General features: G+C 65.5%; 20 protein-coding genes. 4 read left to right on the forward strand and 16 right to left on the reverse strand.

Features of this window, described 5'->3' with window-relative positions; genetic code table 11:
• Positions 1-272: 272 nt before the first annotated feature.
• The 3 genes from HNW77_RS07945 to HNW77_RS07955 all read right to left on the reverse strand — a co-directional run bounded on the left by HNW77_RS07945 (position 273) and on the right by HNW77_RS07955 (position 1,937).
• Positions 273-785: a DUF192 domain-containing protein gene (locus tag HNW77_RS07945; RefSeq protein WP_172156697.1), complete on the reverse strand. Its 513-nt coding sequence runs from the start codon at positions 783-785 to the stop codon at positions 273-275.
• Between the two features lie 35 nt (positions 786-820).
• Positions 821-1,480 carry an MBL fold metallo-hydrolase gene (locus HNW77_RS07950; protein WP_172156699.1) on the reverse strand — a complete coding sequence of 220 codons (660 nt, stop codon included), beginning with the start codon at positions 1,478-1,480 and terminating at the stop codon, positions 821-823.
• Positions 1,481-1,556: 76 nt separating this feature from the next.
• Positions 1,557-1,937: a host attachment protein gene (locus HNW77_RS07955; protein WP_172156709.1), complete on the reverse strand. Its 381-nt coding sequence runs from the start codon at positions 1,935-1,937 to the stop codon at positions 1,557-1,559.
• A 129-nt stretch (positions 1,938-2,066) separates the two neighbouring features.
• Between HNW77_RS07955 and HNW77_RS07960 the strand changes: the two genes are divergently transcribed.
• The 4 genes from HNW77_RS07960 (at position 2,067) to HNW77_RS07975 (ending at position 5,292) form a co-directional block, all read left to right on the forward strand.
• A complete protein-coding gene (locus HNW77_RS07960; RefSeq protein WP_172156710.1) occupies positions 2,067-3,143 on the forward strand; it encodes an XdhC family protein in 1,077 nt (358 codons plus the stop codon).
• On the forward strand, positions 3,140-3,778 hold the full coding sequence (locus HNW77_RS07965; RefSeq protein WP_172156711.1) for an NTP transferase domain-containing protein: 639 nt from the start codon (positions 3,140-3,142) through the stop codon (positions 3,776-3,778). The genes HNW77_RS07960 and HNW77_RS07965 overlap by 4 nt, the downstream gene beginning before the upstream one ends.
• A gap of 80 nt (positions 3,779-3,858) precedes the next feature.
• Positions 3,859-4,209, forward strand: coding sequence for a RidA family protein (locus HNW77_RS07970; RefSeq protein ID WP_159260947.1), 351 nt, complete (start codon positions 3,859-3,861; stop codon positions 4,207-4,209).
• 336 nt (positions 4,210-4,545) lie between these two features.
• Positions 4,546-5,292: a CHAP domain-containing protein gene (locus HNW77_RS07975; protein ID WP_241694361.1), complete on the forward strand. Its 747-nt coding sequence runs from the start codon at positions 4,546-4,548 to the stop codon at positions 5,290-5,292.
• A gap of 121 nt (positions 5,293-5,413) precedes the next feature.
• Here HNW77_RS07975 and HNW77_RS07980 read toward each other — a convergent pair whose 3' ends face one another.
• The 13 genes from HNW77_RS07980 to lgt all read right to left on the reverse strand — a co-directional run bounded on the left by HNW77_RS07980 (position 5,414) and on the right by lgt (position 16,558).
• On the reverse strand, positions 5,414-5,875 hold the full coding sequence (locus tag HNW77_RS07980) for a 23S rRNA (pseudouridine(1915)-N(3))-methyltransferase RlmH (RefSeq protein WP_172156713.1): 462 nt from the start codon (positions 5,873-5,875) through the stop codon (positions 5,414-5,416).
• Between the two features lie 3 nt (positions 5,876-5,878).
• Positions 5,879-6,328, reverse strand: a complete 450-nt coding sequence (gene rsfS, locus HNW77_RS07985; RefSeq protein ID WP_172156823.1) for a ribosome silencing factor — start codon at positions 6,326-6,328, stop codon at positions 5,879-5,881.
• A gap of 89 nt (positions 6,329-6,417) precedes the next feature.
• Positions 6,418-7,011, reverse strand: a complete 594-nt coding sequence (locus HNW77_RS07990) for a nicotinate-nucleotide adenylyltransferase (protein ID WP_172156818.1) — start codon at positions 7,009-7,011, stop codon at positions 6,418-6,420.
• Between the two features lie 58 nt (positions 7,012-7,069).
• Entirely contained in the window at positions 7,070-8,353 is a 1,284-nt protein-coding gene (locus tag HNW77_RS07995) for a glutamate-5-semialdehyde dehydrogenase (protein ID WP_172156714.1), read from the reverse strand.
• A 46-nt stretch (positions 8,354-8,399) separates the two neighbouring features.
• Positions 8,400-9,494: a redox-regulated ATPase YchF gene (gene ychF, locus HNW77_RS08000; RefSeq protein WP_172156715.1), complete on the reverse strand. Its 1,095-nt coding sequence runs from the start codon at positions 9,492-9,494 to the stop codon at positions 8,400-8,402.
• Between the two features lie 6 nt (positions 9,495-9,500).
• On the reverse strand, positions 9,501-10,073 hold the full coding sequence (gene pth, locus HNW77_RS08005) for an aminoacyl-tRNA hydrolase (RefSeq protein WP_061275493.1): 573 nt from the start codon (positions 10,071-10,073) through the stop codon (positions 9,501-9,503).
• 42 nt (positions 10,074-10,115) lie between these two features.
• Complete coding sequence (locus HNW77_RS08010) at positions 10,116-10,736, reverse strand: 50S ribosomal protein L25/general stress protein Ctc (protein ID WP_172156717.1); 621 nt, start codon at positions 10,734-10,736, stop codon at positions 10,116-10,118.
• A gap of 113 nt (positions 10,737-10,849) precedes the next feature.
• Positions 10,850-11,440, reverse strand: coding sequence for a histidine phosphatase family protein (locus HNW77_RS08015; protein WP_172156719.1), 591 nt, complete (start codon positions 11,438-11,440; stop codon positions 10,850-10,852).
• Positions 11,441-11,529: 89 nt separating this feature from the next.
• Positions 11,530-12,519: a ribose-phosphate pyrophosphokinase gene (locus HNW77_RS08020; protein WP_172156721.1), complete on the reverse strand. Its 990-nt coding sequence runs from the start codon at positions 12,517-12,519 to the stop codon at positions 11,530-11,532.
• Between the two features lie 292 nt (positions 12,520-12,811).
• The gene (locus HNW77_RS08025) at positions 12,812-13,771 is read right to left on the reverse strand and encodes a hypothetical protein (protein WP_172156723.1); all 960 of its coding nucleotides are present in this window, start codon (positions 13,769-13,771) and stop codon (positions 12,812-12,814) included.
• Between the two features lie 7 nt (positions 13,772-13,778).
• Positions 13,779-14,570 (reverse strand): peptidoglycan editing factor PgeF, encoded by a 792-nt coding sequence (pgeF, locus tag HNW77_RS08030; protein WP_172156725.1) that lies wholly within the window; start codon positions 14,568-14,570, stop codon positions 13,779-13,781.
• 117 nt (positions 14,571-14,687) lie between these two features.
• Positions 14,688-15,707 (reverse strand): class I SAM-dependent methyltransferase, encoded by a 1,020-nt coding sequence (locus HNW77_RS08035; RefSeq protein ID WP_172156727.1) that lies wholly within the window; start codon positions 15,705-15,707, stop codon positions 14,688-14,690.
• Complete coding sequence (gene lgt / locus HNW77_RS08040; protein ID WP_172156729.1) at positions 15,704-16,558, reverse strand: prolipoprotein diacylglyceryl transferase; 855 nt, start codon at positions 16,556-16,558, stop codon at positions 15,704-15,706. The genes HNW77_RS08035 and lgt overlap by 4 nt, the downstream gene beginning before the upstream one ends.
• Positions 16,559-16,595: the final 37 nt, after the last annotated feature.

Raw genomic sequence — 16,595 nt, forward strand, 5'->3', positions numbered from 1 at the left:
CCGCCAATCATCATCCCCTAAAGGACAACAATCGCGCCGCCAGCATATCCCTTCCAGATACTCTCTCTATTCTCTTGTCAAAGAACCCTCAACCCAACAGGGCCGAGTAACCTAGCAAATCCACCAAAGAACCTCAAGAAGTTTCCTCAGCGCCGCCAGTGATTGGGGATATAGGACCCACACCCCCAACCGTCAATCAGAAAAATGCCCCGAATATGAAAAATATGCTCCGGGGTGCCATTCAGCCCCCGGGAAACAGCCAGAAAATAGAATCACTTACCGGCGGGCTTGTTTGCCAGCACCTCAGAATCGACCTTGTCACCCACGACGATTCCCAGTTTTTCGGTAATCCCGGCCTGCAGTTCGAGGGTTGCGCGCACGGGGCCATGGCTGCTGATGCGGGCCAGGCTGAGTGGCACGGCGTTCTCGACAATGGAGGAAATGTGGTTATCCGCCCCGATGAAGACGATATCGAGCGGGGCTTTTGTGTTCTCCATCCACATGTCGCTCTGGCGCGGGTAGGACCATACGAAGATCATCCCCGCATCAGCGGGCACTGATGGGCGGAACATTTCACCCACCTGCTGCTCGCGCGGGGTCATGGCTTTTTCCACCGTGAAGACATGCTTTGCGCCATCGGCCGTGGTGATGGTGAGCGGCACGGTCGGCAGCGGGGCCTGCGCATGGGTGGGTTCACCCGTTTCCTCCGCCGCCATGGCGGGAACGGACACTGCGGCCATGCATGCGGCCAGGGCCAGCCACCGGCCCGCCTTGAAGGACATCATAAGCAAATACTCTCCTGCACCCTTTAATCCATGCGTCAGGCCAGGAAGGGATTGCCCTTCCGCTCCGCGCCGATTGTCGTTGCGGGGCCATGACCGGGCAGGATCGTGACATCATCATGCAATGTAAGCAATTCCCGCCCGATCGCGGCAATCAGCTGGTCGTGGTCGCCATAGGGAAAATCGGTGCGGCCCACGCCGCCCTTGAACAGCGTATCACCCACGAAGGCGAAGCGGGCATCCGGATCATAAAACACGACATGGCCGGGCGTATGGCCAGGCACATGACGCACTTGAAAGCTGTGCCCCAGCGCTTCGAGCGTTTCGCCATGTTTTACAAAACGGTCTGGCTGGACGTTTTCCAGCCCGGTCAGGCCGAACAGGGCGGCCTGCTGGGGAATGGAGGCAAGCAGGGGCGCGTCCGCCCGGTCCGGCCCCAGCACCGGCACGGGCGCACCCTGCCGGGCCGAGAGTTCGCGCCGCAGGGCATCGGCCCCGCCCGCGTGGTCGAGATGGCCGTGGGTGAGCCAGATGGCCTCTACCGTCAGGGCCTTGTCCGTCAGCGCCGCCATGATGCGGGGCACATCCCCGCCCGGATCGACCACGACGGCATGATGCGTATCGGGGTTCCACAAGATGGAGCAGTTCTGCCCGAACGCGGTCACGGGCACGACTTCGAGTGACAGGGGTGCTGGCATGATAAAAAGCCCTACAAACAAAAAATGCGCCCCACGTTACCGCAGGGCGCACCGTTACTGAACCACGACGGGTGGCTCAGCGCTCCTTGGCGAGCGGCCAGCCGGTGGCCGGAATATCGAAATGCGGGGCCAGCTTGTTGTCCGGCGTGTTGGTCAGGTCATGCTCGACAACCTTCACCACCAGCGGGCGGGCTTCCACGTCCAGATGTTCGCGGATCTGGTGCATCACCTCGCCGGGGGCGGCCAGTGCAAGACCCGGCGCTTCCTTCGCGCGGACGGCCTTGTTCAGGAATTCGGCAATCACCTTGCCATAGGCACCGTTGCGCGGGGCGTCCATGCCCTTGGCATCGTCGCTCTTGAGGTGGGTGATGGTGGCCAGGCCGTGTTCGCCGTGCTTGAGAATGCGCGCGTGAATGCTGTCGGCCACTACATACCAGACCGGATCGACATAGCTCATATAAAATACTCCATTCATGCATCAGGCCACCCTGTGGTGGCCCGCGTGTTGTCACACTACATGGGGTGTTCGGGCATGCATGTCCAGCGGGTGACAGGCGCGCATGCGTGCTGATAAAGTAAGTCTGCCATGACAAAGCTTTCCTCTACGCCCGATCCGCTGGATCTCCTGATCGAATGGGCCCGGGCCGGACTGCCCTGCGCCCTTGCCACCGTCACCTCGACGTGGGGCAGTTCCCCCCGGCCCGCGGGCAGCATGATGGCCGTGTGCGAGAATGGCCGCATCGAAGGTTCGGTCAGCGGCGGCTGCGTTGAAGGCGCCGTGATAGAAGAAGCCACCACCGTCATGCGCAACGGCACACCGGCGGCCCTGTCCTATGGCGTATCGAGCGATGATGCGTGGGCGGTGGGGCTGGCCTGTGGCGGGCTGCTTGATGTGTATGTGGCCGCCATCGGCACGCCCGCCCGCCCGCAGGGCACGCTGCCGCTGGAAATGCTGGAAACCGTGGCCGAAAAGCGCCGCGCCCGCGTGCCGGTCATCATCGCGACCGAACTTGCCACCGGCGCATGCCGCCTGCTGTATGATACGACCACCCCCATCGCCACGGAACTCGAGGCCCGCCTGGCCGCCCGCGCGCGTGAGGTTTTTGAAACCGGGCGCAGCCTGCGGCTGGAAGGTGAAACGGGGCAGGCCATGTGGTTCCTGCACCTCGTGCCCATGCCGCCGCGCCTGCTGATTGTAGGGGCGGTGCATATCGCGCAGGTACTGGCCCCCATGGCGCAGACCACCGGCTTCTCGGTCACGGTCATCGACCCGCGCACGCAGCTTGCCACGCCGGAGCGCTTTCCCGGCATCACGCTCGATACCGACTGGCCGGATGAAGCCCTTGCGCGATTGGGCATCGATAACCAGACCGCCATCGTTACCCTGACGCATGACGCCAAGCTCGATGACCCGACGCTGCAATACGCCCTGGGCAGCGAGACCTTCTATATCGGCGCGCTGGGCTCGCGCAAAACGCAGGCGTCACGCGTGGCGCGGCTGCAGGAGGCGGGTTTTGACGCGGGCCAGATCGCGCGCATCCACGGTCCCGTCGGGCTGGCCATTGGCGCTGTGGGTGCTGCGGAAATCGCGCTTTCCATCCTGGCCGAGATCGTGGCCGTGCGGCACAACAGGCCACTGGGGCGGATATCGGGCTGGGCGTGACAGCCGCACCGGGGCGCATTGCCGCCATCGTGCTGGCAGGAGGTGCCTCAAGCCGCACGGCGCCCGCGCACAAGCTGCTGGCCCCGGATGCCACCGGCCTGCCCATGATCGCCCGCACCCTGCGCGCGGTCACGGCCAGCCGTGCCGAGCCCGTCATGGTCGTGCTGGGCCACCGGGCCGACGCGATCCGGCAGGCGGCAGCGCAGGGGCTCCGGCCCGACCCGCTGCCCCATTTCATTACAGCGCCCGACCATGCCCGCGGCCTGTCACGCACGCTGGCGGCAGGCGTGCGGGCGGCCATGGATGACCCCTCCATAACAGGCGCGCTGATCTGCCTTGGTGACATGCCGCTGGTCAGCGCGGAACTGCTCGACCGCATGATGGCCACTTTCCATGCCCATCCCGGCTGCCCCGGCGTGCTGGCCATGCATGAGGGCAGGCGCGGCAATCCGGTGCTGTGGGCGCGCGCCCTGTTTCCCGCCCTGATGGCAGGCCAGGGCGATAGCGGGGCCCGCCACCTGCTGGCGCAGCATGCCCCCGCCATGCCCCGCGTGGCGGCTGGCGCGGAAATCGCGGCGGATTTTGACACGCCGGAGCGACTGGCTGAATTCAGCCGCCTTTTCGAGGGGAGTTGACCTCGGCCCGGCCCGGCGCGAAGAGGGAAGGCAGCGCATGTGGCGCGCCGCATGCCAACCAACCAACCAGGACCCATAACATGAGCAAGATCATTCGCACCGAGCCCAACCCCATCCTGTCCAAAGTGGTGGAGTATCATGGTTTCCTGTTCACGCAGGGATTCGTGGCGCGCGACCTGTCCGCCGATGTCACGGCACAGACCAAGGACGTGCTGGCCCAGATCGACGAGGCGCTGGAACTGCATGGCACCGACAACACCCGCCTGCTGCAGGCCCAGATCTGGCTGAAGGACATCAATGACCGTGACGCGCTGAATGCCGTGTGGGGCCCCTGGCTGCCCAAGGGCGGCGCACCGGCCCGCGCCTGTGTCGAGGCCAAGATGGCGCACCCGGACGTGCTGGTCGAAATCATGATCATCGCGACCAAATAAGACCCCGGGGCAGCGGGAAGGGCGCCTGTGAAACATGTCACATTTTTGCAACTTTCCCGCTTTCCCAGAATCATTCTACTTCTGTTCTCCCCGCTGAAATCCTTGGAATAAGCGACGGAAAATCAGGGTGTGAATAGTCCGGATAAAGAATATATTCCTATTTTTTCATTTTGAACGCGTTTTTGGAGGAAATATGCAATGTTGCTCTTCATCCTCCACAGCGCAGGCTTGTCAGACTTGCAACGGGCTTGCTACTCGATGAACGCGATGTGAGCGGATCATTTTGAGAATCACCCGGATGCGGTGGAGAGATTGCGAAAAATGCGGATCAGAAACATGAAGCGTGGCGTCCTGCTTTCCGTCCTTACGGCCACTTTCGGCTTCATGTTTTCTGAACAGGGCAACGCCGCCCATACCGTTCGGCATGTCAGCCATGTGCACCCGGTCGCGGCGCACACGGCCTCTTCCCATCATGCGTCCATCCATCACACCGCCTATCACGGCACCCATGGCCATGAGCGCGGGCATGTGATCCAGTGCGTGGCCTTCGCCAAATCGGCATCCGATGTCGAGATCCGTGGCAACGCGGTAGACTGGTGGTACAATGCCGCAGGCCGCTACGCACGCGGCAGCGCACCGGAGGAAGGCAGCGTGCTCAACTTCCGTGGCACGCGCCGCATGCCGCTTGGCCACGTGGCCGTGGTGCGCCAGGTGGTCAATAACCGCACCATCGTCATTGACCAGTCGCACTGGGGCCAGCGCGGCATCAGCCGTGACGTGCCGGTGATCGATGTTTCCCCCAATAACGACTGGTCCGCCGTGCGCGTGGCGCTTAACAGCCACAACGGCGCTTTTGGCAGCATTTACCCCACCTACGGCTTCATCTACGCCCGGCCTGACACCACCGCGCACATGATGCTGAGCACCTACCAGAAGGCCATGCGCAACCCTGCCGTGATGGCGCGCAACACCTCCACCCGCCGCAACGGCACGGAAGTAGCCGAGGCGCCCGAGGGCATTGCGGGGCGTGCGTCCTCATCCCTCGCCTATTCGGATGATGCGCCCAACCGCTCGCTGCGCTAATCAGGCGCACGCGGCACCAGGCCTGATACCCGGAAAGTCTTGTGTGAAGCTTTTTTCAAAAAGCTTTGGGTAGCACGGCCCTTTTGCAAAAGCAGCATGTCAGCGCATACGCGGGCGATGTTCAGTCAGGGCGGCCCGCACGGTGATAGGGATGCCCGGATGAAATGGCGCGGGCACGATAAAGCTGCTCGGCCAGCATGCCACGCACCAGCATATGCGGCCATGTCATCTTGCCGAGCGAGAGCGTATGGTCGGCGCGCTGCACGACCGGGCCATCAAGCCCTTCCGCCCCACCAATGACAAAGCATAGCGGTCGTGGCGTCTCGATCCACTGCTCCACCGCACGCGAGAAGGCCACGCTGTCATAGGTGCGGCCGCCTTCATCCATGGCAACGACAATGGCACGATCCGGCAGGGCCGCCAGAATCGCCTGCCCTTCCCTGCGCTTGATCTCGTTGGGCGCACCGCGCCCTTCGGGCAGTTCAACCAGCTTGATGCGGGGCGAAAGCCGGGTGGCATAACGCTCGAACAGGTCGCGTTCCACCCGGTCCTTCATGCGGCCCACGGCAATCAGGTGAAACAAGGCTTACGCCACCGGGCCTGCGGGCGCCTCCGGCGGCACGTCGAGGTCATCGCCCCACATGCGCTCCAGCCCGTAAAGCGCACGAGCCTCGGCCTTGAACAGATGCACCACGATATCACCGGCATCGAGCAGCACCCAGTCAGAGCCGGTCGCCCCTTCCGTGCGCACGCGCTTGAGCCCGGCCTCGCCCAGCTTGCGCTCGATATGCGCGGCCATGGCGGCAATCTGGCGGTCAGCAAGGCCGGTGGCGATCACCATGCGGTCGGCAAAGGAGGCGCGGCCTGTCAGGTCGATCACCACGATATCCTCGGCCTTGTCATCTTCAAGGCTGGTGGTGATGATCTCCAGAAACTGCTCCACGCGCGGGTCGGGCGCACGCGTTTCAGCGGGGGCGGGGCCTGCCACGGCAGCCTTCTTGCGCGGCGTGCCCGGCACCTGCACGGCACTCCCCAGTGAACCCGTGACGGCACGCGGCGCGGCATGGGGGCTGCCGGTACGGCGCTTGGCGCCACTCTCGGCTATAGGCTTTCTGGTTATGGCTGTTACTCCCGTCGGCGGCCATGCGCGGCCTGCGATGCACGTATTTCTGTAGCTGATATAGCGTTCTGCGGCGCGGGAAGAAAGACCCATGCGGGCGGCATGCATGTTGCCAGCGTTCCCGCCCTGCGCGCGGGCAGCCGCCAGCGCGCAAGCCTGCGGGCAATCTGGCCATGCAATGCGGCAGGATTATAGCCCGGCCGCGGCAATACGGCGAAGGGCACCATATGCACGATATCGCGCCACCGCCGCCACCGGCCCATCTGCGCCAGCCCGTCCGCCCCCATCAGCCAGACAAAACGCACATGGGGGAAGAGTCGCTTCAACCGCCCCAGCGTATCGACCGTATAGCGGGTGCCGATACGGCTTTCGATATCGGTGGCCACCAGCCGCCTGCCCGCAACCCCATCAATACGCGCCCGCACCCCCGCCAGGCGCTGCGCCAGCGGGGCCATGCCCGCCACCGGCTTGAGCGGATTGCCCGGCGAGACAAGAAACCACACCTGATCCAGTTCCAGTTGCCGCAACCCGCGGCAGGCCAGTTGCACATGGCCTTCATGCACCGGGTTGAACGAACCACCAAGCAGGCCCACGCGCATGCGCCGCCCATCGCCATGGGTCGGGATTACAGGCGGCACATGCCCACGCACGGCCAGATCAGGGCCGGACCTGCCCCGTGCCGATCACCTCGTAGCGGAAGGTGGTGAGTTGCTCCAGCCCGACCGGGCCACGGGCATGGAAGCGCCCGGTGGCGATGCCGATCTCGGCCCCGAAGCCGAACTCGCCGCCATCACAGAACTGGGTGGAGGCATTCCACATCACCACCGCGCTATCCGTACCATTGAGGAAGGTGGTGGCCGCCTGGGCATCTTCCGTCACGATGGCCTCGGTATGGGCGCTGCCATAGCGGGCGATATGGGCCAGTGCATCCTCCACGCCATCCACCACCGCAACCGACAGCACGGCATCGAGCCATTCGGTGGCGAAATCCGCATCGGTGGCGGCAGGCAGGTCGGGAATGATCGCGCGCGCGCGCTCATCGGCGCGGAAGGTGCAGCCGCGCGTGGCCAGGTCCTCGATCAGGCCGGGCAGGATTTTCGGGGCGATGGCCTGATCGACCAGCAGCGTCTCGGTCGCGCCACAGATGCCGGGGCGGCGCAGCTTGGCGTTGAGCACGATGCGCCGCGCCATCTCCAGATCCGCCGCCGCATGCACGTAGGTGTGGCACAGCCCCTCGGCATGGGCCAGCACCGGCACGCGGGCCTCGGCGCAGACGCGCTCGACCAGCGACTTGCCACCACGCGGAATGATGAGGTCGATCAGCCCGGCCGCCCCCAGCATGGCGGCCACATGGGCACGGTCGGCATCAGGCGGGATCTGCACGCATTCAACCGGCAGGCCGGCGGCGGCAAGCCCCGCCTGCATGGCCGCATGGATCACGCGCGCGCTGTTCAGGCTGTCCGACCCGCCACGCAGGATCACGGCATTGCCAGACTTGATGCACAGCGCCGCTGCATCCGCGCCCACATTGGGGCGGCTTTCATAAATCATGCCGATCACGCCCACGGGCGTTGCCACCCGGCGGATGCGCAGGCCATTGGGCCGGTCCCACTGTGCCATGACGTGACCCACAGGGTCAGGCAGGGCGGCAATCTGTTCCAGCCCCTGCGCCATGGCCTCGACCCGCTCGTGATTGAGCGTCAGCCGGTCGCGAAAGGACGCCGCCCCGCTAAAGGCCGCCACGTCGCGCGCATTGGCCGCCAGCAGTTCCGGCTCGGCCGCGCGCAGGGCGGCGGCGGCAGCGCTCAGCGCTTTATTGCGGGTTTCGGTCGTGCTGCGGGCCAGCACGCGGGCCGCCACGCGGGCGGCGAGCGCCATGGTGCGGATCACGTCCGGCTGCGGTGCGTCGGCCCGCGCGGGGGTTGCAACAGCCTGATCCATGATCCCTAACTCCCTGATCTATCCCTGAACGGGCACCGCGCCCGTATCAGACGTTGAAGCGGAACAGCAGGACATCACCATCCTGCACCACGTAATCCCGCCCTTCGATGCGCAGCTTGCCCGCCTCACGGGCCCCTGCCTCGCCATTGCAGGCGATGTAATCATCATATGCAATGGTTTCGCACGCAATGAAGCCCCGCTCGAAATCGTTATGAATGACGGCGGCGGCCTGCGGGGCCTTCGTGCCTTCGGTAATGGTCCAGGCGCGCGTCTCCTTCGGCCCCACGGTAAAGTAGGTGCTCAGGCCCAGAAGGCGGTAGCCCGCGGCAATCACGCGGTCGAGCCCGCTATCCTTCAGGCCGAGGCCTTCAAGGAACTCGACCCGGTCCTCGGCACCCAACTGGCTCACCTCGGCCTCGATCGCGGCCGAGACGACAACCATCGCCGCCCCCTCCTCTTGCGCCCGCGCCCGCACGCGCTCGGAAAATTCGTTGCCGGTGGCAGCCGAGGCTTCATCCACGTTGCACACATACAGCACGGGCTTGGACGTCATGAGCTGCAGGCGGCGCACGGCCTCCTCCTGCCCTGCCGGAATGGCCTTGCGCGCGGGCAGTCCCTCGCGCAGGGCCGCGATCAGCGGCTCCATCAGCTCGACCTGGGCTGCGGCCTCGCGGTCATTGCCGCGTGCCTTCTTCTGCAGCGCCACGATCCGCTTTTCCAGCGATTCGAGGTCGGCCAGCATCAGTTCGGTCTCGATGATCTCGGCATCGCGGATGGGGTCCACGCCGCCTTCCACATGGGTGATGTCATCATCTTCAAAGCAGCGCAGCACGTGGATGATGGCATCCACCTCGCGGATATTGGCCAGGAACTGGTTGCCCAGTCCCTCCCCGCGCGAGGCGCCGCGCACCAGGCCCGCGATATCGACGAATTCAAGGCTGGTGGGCAGGATCTTCTGTGATTTGCCAATCCGCGCCAGTTCCGCCAGCCGCGCATCGGGCACGGCCACGCGCCCGACATTGGGCTCGATGGTGCAGAACGGATAGTTCGCGGCCTGTGCCGACGCGGTCTCGGTCAGGGCGTTGAACAGGGTCGATTTGCCCACGTTGGGCAGGCCCACGATGCCACAGTTAAAGCCCATACGCCCTTACTCCCCGGCCTGCGCGGCCATTCTTGTCATGAACAGTTCCGGCCTGCCATCCGCCAGCAGCGTGGCTTCATCAGCCAGCGTATCAAGCATCGGGTCCAGCCACTCGCGGTCCGTGCGGGAGAAATCGCCCAGCACATGGCCCGTCACACGCTCGCGGCTGCCGGGATGCCCGATGCCAAGCCGCACGCGCCAGTATTCTTTCGTGCCCAGCATGCGATCCATCGACCGCAGGCCATTATGCCCTGCCGCCCCGCCGCCACGCTTGACGCGGATGCGGCCCGGCTCGAGGTCAAGTTCATCATGGAAGGCCGTAATGGCCTCGGGCGGCAGCTTGTAGAAGGCCGCCGCCTGCTGAACGCTCTCGCCCGAGAGGTTCATGTAGGTCATGGGCTTGAGCAGCAGCACCTTGTGCCGCCCCACCATGCCTTCGGCAATCTCGCCACGGAAGCGCTTGCGCCACGGGCCAAACCCGTGGCGCTGCGCGATCCGGTCCACCGCCATGAAGCCGACATTGTGACGATTCCGGCTCATCCCCGTCTCGGGATTACCAAGACCGGTCCAGAGCAGCATCGTTCAGTCTCCTGTCGGGCATTCGTGGCGGTGGGCGGGCAATCAGCCCTCGGCTGCGCCTTCGGCGGCCTCGGCGGCCTCGGGCTCGTCATCAACGCTCGGCGGTGCCACGTTGGCGATGACGAAGTTGTTGTCATGCAGCACGGGGGTCACTTTTTCCGTGCCCTTGAGGTCTTCCCAGCGCACGTTGTCGTGGAAGTCGAGCTTGGACAGGTCGGCGGTGAAGAATTCCGGAATATCGGCCGGATCAACCACGACATCGACCGTGTGGCGGACGATGTTCATCACGCCACCGCGCTTCACACCCGGGGAAAGCTCTTCACCCGTGAAGCGGATTTCCACTTCCACATGCACCTTGTGGCCAGCGGCGAGGCGCTGGTAGTCCACATGGATCGGGGCATCGGTTACGGGGTGCAGCTGGATCTCGCGCAGCAGGGCGTGCACGGACGCACCCCCTTCAACGGAGATGTCATAGATGCGCGAGCGCCAGCCGGACTTGTGCAGCTCACGGTGCACGATGCGGGGGTCAAGGGCGATCAGGGTGGGTTCCTGGCCGCCGCCATAGATCACGCCGGGCACCTTGCCGGCACGCCTCGTTGCACGCGCTGCCCCCTTACCAGCCTTCGCGCGCGAAGAGACTTCGATTTTGGTGAATTTGGTCACTTGTCTGCTCCTGAAACACAAGCGCGCGGGCCTCCAGGGGTGCCAGCGCGTGCGCGGCGTTTAACGGAAAACCGCGCCTTATGCAATCACCAAGCCCGGGCAGGCCCGGTTTTTCAGGAAAGTGCGGTGAGACTCCACACTTCGGTGGCCCCCGGCTCGACCCACATGGGGGTGGCGTTGGGCAGGCGCACATTGGGCTTGAGGTGCATGGCCGCGCGCAGGGCGCGGAACATGGCGCCATGGCACACGATCAGCGGCACGCCATCAAGCTCCAGCGCGCGATTGACCGCCGAGACCGCGCGCTCGCGCAGGTCGGCAAAGCTTTCGCCATCAGGGGGGGTGTACTCGCCTGCAATCCAGCTGTCGTACCACGAGCCCATCGGCTTGCCTTCTTCCGCGCCGAAGCAGACTTCCTTCAGCCCGTCATCAAGCGCAACCTCAAGGCGGGGGGCGCCGTGCGCCGCAAGCTGGTCGGCCACGATCTCGGCCGTGCGCCGCGCGCGTGACAGGGGCGAGGACACGATCCGCACGATGGGCGCATGATCGCGCCAGTGCCGCGCCAGCAGCAGGCCTGCCGCCTCGGCCTGGGCAACACCCGTGGCGTTGAGCGGGATATCGGTGCGCCCCTGCGAGCGGCCCTGCGCATTCCAGTCCGTTTCCCCATGGCGCAGATACCAGTATGGCCGGGTCATCAGATCAGTCATGCGTCGTTCCTTCACTCTACTACGCCCTTGGGGGTAGCGCCGGGGGGCCGGGGCGGTCAATCCCGCGCCCGGCCCCGAACCGCCTGCATTCAGTCGAACAGCGAGGAGACCGAGCTTTCATCCGAGATGGCCTGCATGGCGCGTGAAATGAGCGCCGCCGTGCTGATCTGGCGGATATTGGCGGCTTCCTTCACGGCCTCGGTGGCCTTGATGCTGTCGGTCAGGGTCAGCATGCCCAGCGGCGACTGGCCCACGCGGCTCACCGCGCTGCCGGTCAGCACGCCGTGGGTCACATATGCCTCGACCGCAGCGGCCCCGTGCTTCATCAGCGCTTCGGCCGCGTTGCACAGCGAGCCGCCGCTATCGACGATATCATCGACCAGGATGCAGTAACGGCCCCGCACGTCACCGATCACGTTCATCACCTCCGATACGCCCGCGCGCTCGCGGCGCTTGTCGATGATGGCAAGATCCACGTTCAGCCGCTGCGCAAGCTGGCGGGCGCGCACCACGCCGCCGACATCGGGCGAGACGATCATGAGGTTGTGCGGGCCGCCGGGAATGTCCATCGGCGGGGCGTCATAGGGCAGCGGGGGCTCGCCCTCGAGCTTCATGCGGCCGCGGATGTCACGCGTGAACAGGGGGGCAGCGTAAAGGTTGTCGACGGGGATGTCGAAGAAGCCCTGGATCTGCATGGCGTGCAGGTCCATGGTCAGCACGCGGTTGGCACCGGCCTCGACCAGGATATTGGCCACGAGCTTGGCGCTGATGGGCGTGCGGGGGCCGGATTTGCGGTCCTGCCGGGCATAGCCGAAATACGGCATGACCGCCGTGATGCGCCGCGCCGAGCCCCGGCGCAGGGCATCGAGCATGATCAGCAGTTCCATGAGGTTGTCGTTGGTGGGCGAGCAGGTGCTCTGGATGACGAACACATCCTCGCCCCGCACGTTCTCATGAATCTCGACAAAAATTTCCATGTCGGCAAAACGCCGCACGGTCGCGTTGCAGAGCGGTAGCCCCAGCTCCGCCGCAACTTTCTCGGCGAGAGGCAGGTTGCTGTTACAGGCGACAATCTTCATCGTGTGACGCTCCCGGGCGGCGGTAGAGGCGCTGGAGGGCGGTTTTTTCCGCCCCCGTCGTGTATGTGCGGCGTTCTATCAACCGGCACATGGCCTGTCACCTGCCTAAGGGTGTGCAAACCTGCACGTCTGCCCCCCGTTGCCGATCCGTCACACCCTTGTGGCCTGGCAGGCGGCAAGGCGGCTTTTTTCTACAGGCCGCGCCGGAACGCCGCCTTTTTTGAAAAAAGGCGGCACCCCAAAACCTTTATTCTTTTTTATCAATGCCTTGTTTTTAAGAATTCATTCAAATTCAGGGCTGTGCAGGCGCTGCGGGAGATGCGCTGCCCGGCGCGGGCAGGGTGCCATCGGCGGCAAGTGGTGCGTTTTCGCGGCCGGAATAGCGGGTGATGATCTGGCGCACGGCCCCTGCCGCCTCATCGGCGGCGGCCACGGCCACGTCGCCCCAGCGGGAATCCAGCGAATGCGCCGCGATATCATGAATCTGGGTGGCGGCACCGGCTTCGGTGCCCTGCGCGTCGAGCACCTTCCATGTCAGCACGATATGCTGCTGGGGCGTGGTCGAGGTGGTGGTCACCGCATCATTGAGCACCACGGTGCAGCGCACGGTGTAATCCGCGCCCGTGGCCGCATGGCGCAGGTCTTCATGCGCATCGGGGAAGGCTGCGGTAAAGGCGCGGGCCAGCGCGTGGTCGCCATCGCCCGGCGCGCCCTGCACGCCCGCGAAATAGACATGGGCGGGGCGGTTCTTGAGGCTGTTGGGGTCTTTTTGCATCTGGGCGGCCTGGATGCCGGTCAGCAGTTCGGCAACGCCGGGCGCCACCTCCTGCGCCGAGCGGGTCTCGGCCTGCCCGTCCGTTGCCTGCCACTGCGCAGCCGGCACCGCAGCGCCGCTCATATGGCCGCGTTCCTCGCCCTTGGGGGTCATGACGGCATAGGTGGGAATGACCGTATCGCCCTGCGCCGTGGTGGTCATTTTCAGCCACCAGTCACCGGGCTTGACCGGCTGGCCCATGGCGGGCACCGACTGCGCCAGCATGGCCTCGACCATGGCGTGCTGCCAGGCCTGCGCGCCCGCCTCATCCGTGCCCGATGCGGTGGAGACCGGCACGGCCAGCCGCGCCGTGGGGGGCTGCGCGCCCGCGCCATCATGGCGGAAGGGGTGCGGCACATCCACGCAGCCACCCAGCAGGGAAAGCCCCACAAGGGCCGCGAGCGCGCCCGACCGGCGGGCAGAAACGTCTGACATCATGGCCCCCTTATACCGCCCGGCAGGCGATAACGGAAATCTGGTGCCCGATCGGCCCGCCACCTGCCAGCGTGCGGCGGCGATGGCTGAAAAACCGCGTTTCGTCATGCAGGGTATCGAGGCCGAGCGCCATGGCCGCCCCCACCCCGCCCCGCTCAAGGCGCATGACGCAGTAACCCGGCAGGTCGAACATGAAATGCCCCGCCCGCGCGGCCGGGCTGAAAAACGCATCGCCCGCCGCATCACAGGCCAGCACGGCATCGCGCATGTCGGGGCCAACCTCGTAGCTTGCAGGGGCGATGCAGGGGCCGACGACGGCGGTGATCTCGCCGGGCATGCAGCCCAGCGCGCCCATCGCCGCCACCGTGGCCTCGATAATGCCGCCACACGCGCCCCGCCAGCCCGCATGGGCAGCACCCACCACCGTGCCCTGCGCATTGCTGAACAGAATCGGGGCGCAATCCGCCGTAATCACGCCCAGCGCCAGGCCGGGCGTGGCCGTGACCAGCGCATCGCCCTCCGGCCCGGCACCGGCGGCCCAGGGGGCTGTTACCGTCAGCACCCGGTCGCCATGCACTTGGGTCAGGCCCAGCAGGCTGTCAGGCGCTACCCCGACATATTGCGCCACGCGGCGACGGTTCTCGCGCAAGGCATGTGGATCATCCGCCGAGCGGGTCGAGCAGTTGAGCGTGGCATAGGGCCCGGTGGAGACCCCTCCAAGGCGGGTGAAGAATCCATGCCGCATGCCTGCAAGGGCGGGGGCCTGCACCACCTGCGCATCCGTGATCGCGCTATCCGTCATCCGTGTTTTCCCCTCATCCCGTAACAGGAAAATTTATAAAAGTTTCTGGGGGCCACCTTTTTTCAAAAAGGCAGCGTTCTTCGAGGCTTTTTGAAAAAAGCTTCACCAAAAACTTCCTTATGTTGCGCGCAACCCCGCAAAACCCGGCAGCAGGCCCGTAACCCCCACCGACAGCCCCAGCACGCGAAACAGCCGCCCCATCTGCTCAGGTGCTGCCAGCCGCCTTGCTGCGGCCCTTATGTCGTCCGCCTGGTCGGGCGCTGCCCGCGCAAGCTGCCCGGCGCGCGCACCCAGCCCGAGGGCTGCGAGAAAATCGCCCTGCTTCACGCTGCCCCATACATCCACCCTGTGCGCTGCCTGCGCCATGCTGGCAAAATCGACATGGGCGGTCAGGTCCGCCATGCCGGGGTCACGGAGCGGGTCAACGGGTCGGCCTGCCCTTAGCGCCTGCAGGCTGTCGCCCCAGGCCGGGGCATCGTAACCGTAATCGATCAGCAGCGCCGCCCCGCGCCCGCGTTGCAGGCGGATGGCAAGGGCGTGGACAAAATCCAGCGCGGGCTGGCAGGTTTCCAGCACGCAGCCCTCCGGCACGGGCCGCGCCAGAGCCGGGTGGGTGGGCGGCAAAACAGCCGCGTGCTCCACAAAGCGCCCTGCCTGCACAAAGCGCTCCGCCCAGCCCTGACCATGGCGGACAAACTGGCGGATGGGCAGCGCATCGACAAACTCGTTGGCCAGCAGGATGAACGGCCCCTCGGGTAGGCTGGCCAGAGCGTCATGCCAGTTGACCGGGTTGGCCGTGGCCGCCTTCAGGGCCGCGTTCTGGCAGGCGCGCAGGCGGGGCGAGGTCTCGATCAGATGCACCTGTGCTGCCTTGTGGCAGGCGGGCGCGACACGTTGCAGCAGGCGCAGGGCATCGGCCATGAGCGTGCCCCGCCCCGGCCCCGCCTCGGCCAGCACGAACGGATCAGGACGGCCAAGCTGGCCCCACACCACGGCCACCCAGGCACCCAGCAATTCACCAAACATCTGCGAGATCTCGGGCGATGTAATGAAATCGGCAAACGGGTCGCGGCCTGCATAATAGGCCGCGTTGGCCCGCGCCATGAAGTGGTCCAGCCGTTCGGGCTGGCCGGTCATCCCTTCGCCCCGGCAGGCTCTTCCGCCGGTTCCGCCATCACCACGGTGCGGGCGGGGCGCATATACGCATTGAGCATCAGCCCCAGCCCGCCAATGGCCATGGGCACGCACAGCACCTGCCCCATGGTCACGCCAAAGGGCAGGAAGCCGATGAACGCATCGGGCTCGCGGAAGCATTCGCACACCGTGCGCGCCACCGCGTAGCCAAACAGGAACAGCCCCGCGATGAAGCCGGGATGCTGGCGCACCTTCAGGCTGCGCGAGACACACCACAGCAGGGTAAACAGCAAAAGCCCCTCGGCAAAGGCTTCATACAGTTCGGATGGGTGGCGTGGCTCCGGCCCCGCATCGGGGAAGATCATGGCCCAGGGCAGCGAGGGCGAGGCGGGCCTGCCCCACAATTCACCATTGATGAAGTTGGCGATGCGCCCCAGCCCCAGCCCGATGGGCACCACCGTGGTGATCCGGTCGGAAAAGGCGAGGAAGCTCAGCCCGTTGAGCCGCGTAAACACGATCAGCGCAATGATCACGCCCGCAGCCCCCCCATGGAACGACATGCCCCCATGCCATACCTGCAATATGGCCAGCGGATGCGTGAGGTAATAGCCGGGCTGGTAGAACAGGATGTAGCCCAGCCTGCCGCCCAGCACCACGCCCAGTGTCGCCCATGTCAGGAAGTCATCGACCTGCAGCGCCGTGGCGGCCCGGGGGGCCAGGGCTGCAAGGCGGCGGGCGATGCGCCACCCCGCCACCAGCGCCACGATATAGGCCATGGCATACCAGCGTATGGCAAACGGCCCGAAATGGACCATGACCGGATCAAACTGCGGAAAGACCAGAACAGGCAGCATGGGCCGACTTTCAGTAATCAGGGAAGGAGCAGGGCAG

It is taken from the genome of Komagataeibacter melomenusus (genome assembly GCF_013155395.1).
Classification (GTDB): Bacteria; Pseudomonadota; Alphaproteobacteria; order Acetobacterales; family Acetobacteraceae; genus Komagataeibacter; species Komagataeibacter melomenusus.

Coding starts and splice junctions, on each gene's coding strand:
- HNW77_RS08025 (WP_172156723.1), bottom strand. CDS start 13,771: ATGATGTCAGACGTTTCTGCCCGCCGGTCGGGCGCGCTCGCGGCCCTT.
- HNW77_RS07955 (WP_172156709.1), bottom strand. CDS start 1,937: ATGAGCTATGTCGATCCGGTCTGGTATGTAGTGGCCGACAGCATTCAC.
- pgeF (WP_172156725.1), bottom strand. CDS start 14,570: ATGACGGATAGCGCGATCACGGATGCGCAGGTGGTGCAGGCCCCCGCC.
- lgt (WP_172156729.1), bottom strand. CDS start 16,558: ATGCTGCCTGTTCTGGTCTTTCCGCAGTTTGATCCGGTCATGGTCCAT.
- HNW77_RS07950 (WP_172156699.1), bottom strand. CDS start 1,480: ATGCCAGCACCCCTGTCACTCGAAGTCGTGCCCGTGACCGCGTTCGGG.
- HNW77_RS08035 (WP_172156727.1), bottom strand. CDS start 15,707: ATGACCGGCCAGCCCGAACGGCTGGACCACTTCATGGCGCGGGCCAAC.
- HNW77_RS07990 (WP_172156818.1), bottom strand. CDS start 7,011: ATGCGCGTGGGCCTGCTTGGTGGTTCGTTCAACCCGGTGCATGAAGGC.
- HNW77_RS07970 (WP_159260947.1), top strand. CDS start 3,859: ATGAGCAAGATCATTCGCACCGAGCCCAACCCCATCCTGTCCAAAGTG.
- HNW77_RS08015 (WP_172156719.1), bottom strand. CDS start 11,440: ATGACTGATCTGATGACCCGGCCATACTGGTATCTGCGCCATGGGGAA.
- HNW77_RS07995 (WP_172156714.1), bottom strand. CDS start 8,353: ATGGATCAGGCTGTTGCAACCCCCGCGCGGGCCGACGCACCGCAGCCG.
- HNW77_RS07960 (WP_172156710.1), top strand. CDS start 2,067: ATGACAAAGCTTTCCTCTACGCCCGATCCGCTGGATCTCCTGATCGAA.
- ychF (WP_172156715.1), bottom strand. CDS start 9,494: ATGGGCTTTAACTGTGGCATCGTGGGCCTGCCCAACGTGGGCAAATCG.
- HNW77_RS07975 (WP_241694361.1), top strand. CDS start 4,546: ATGAAGCGTGGCGTCCTGCTTTCCGTCCTTACGGCCACTTTCGGCTTC.
- HNW77_RS08020 (WP_172156721.1), bottom strand. CDS start 12,519: ATGAAGATTGTCGCCTGTAACAGCAACCTGCCTCTCGCCGAGAAAGTT.
- pth (WP_061275493.1), bottom strand. CDS start 10,073: ATGCTGCTCTGGACCGGTCTTGGTAATCCCGAGACGGGGATGAGCCGG.
- HNW77_RS07945 (WP_172156697.1), bottom strand. CDS start 785: ATGATGTCCTTCAAGGCGGGCCGGTGGCTGGCCCTGGCCGCATGCATG.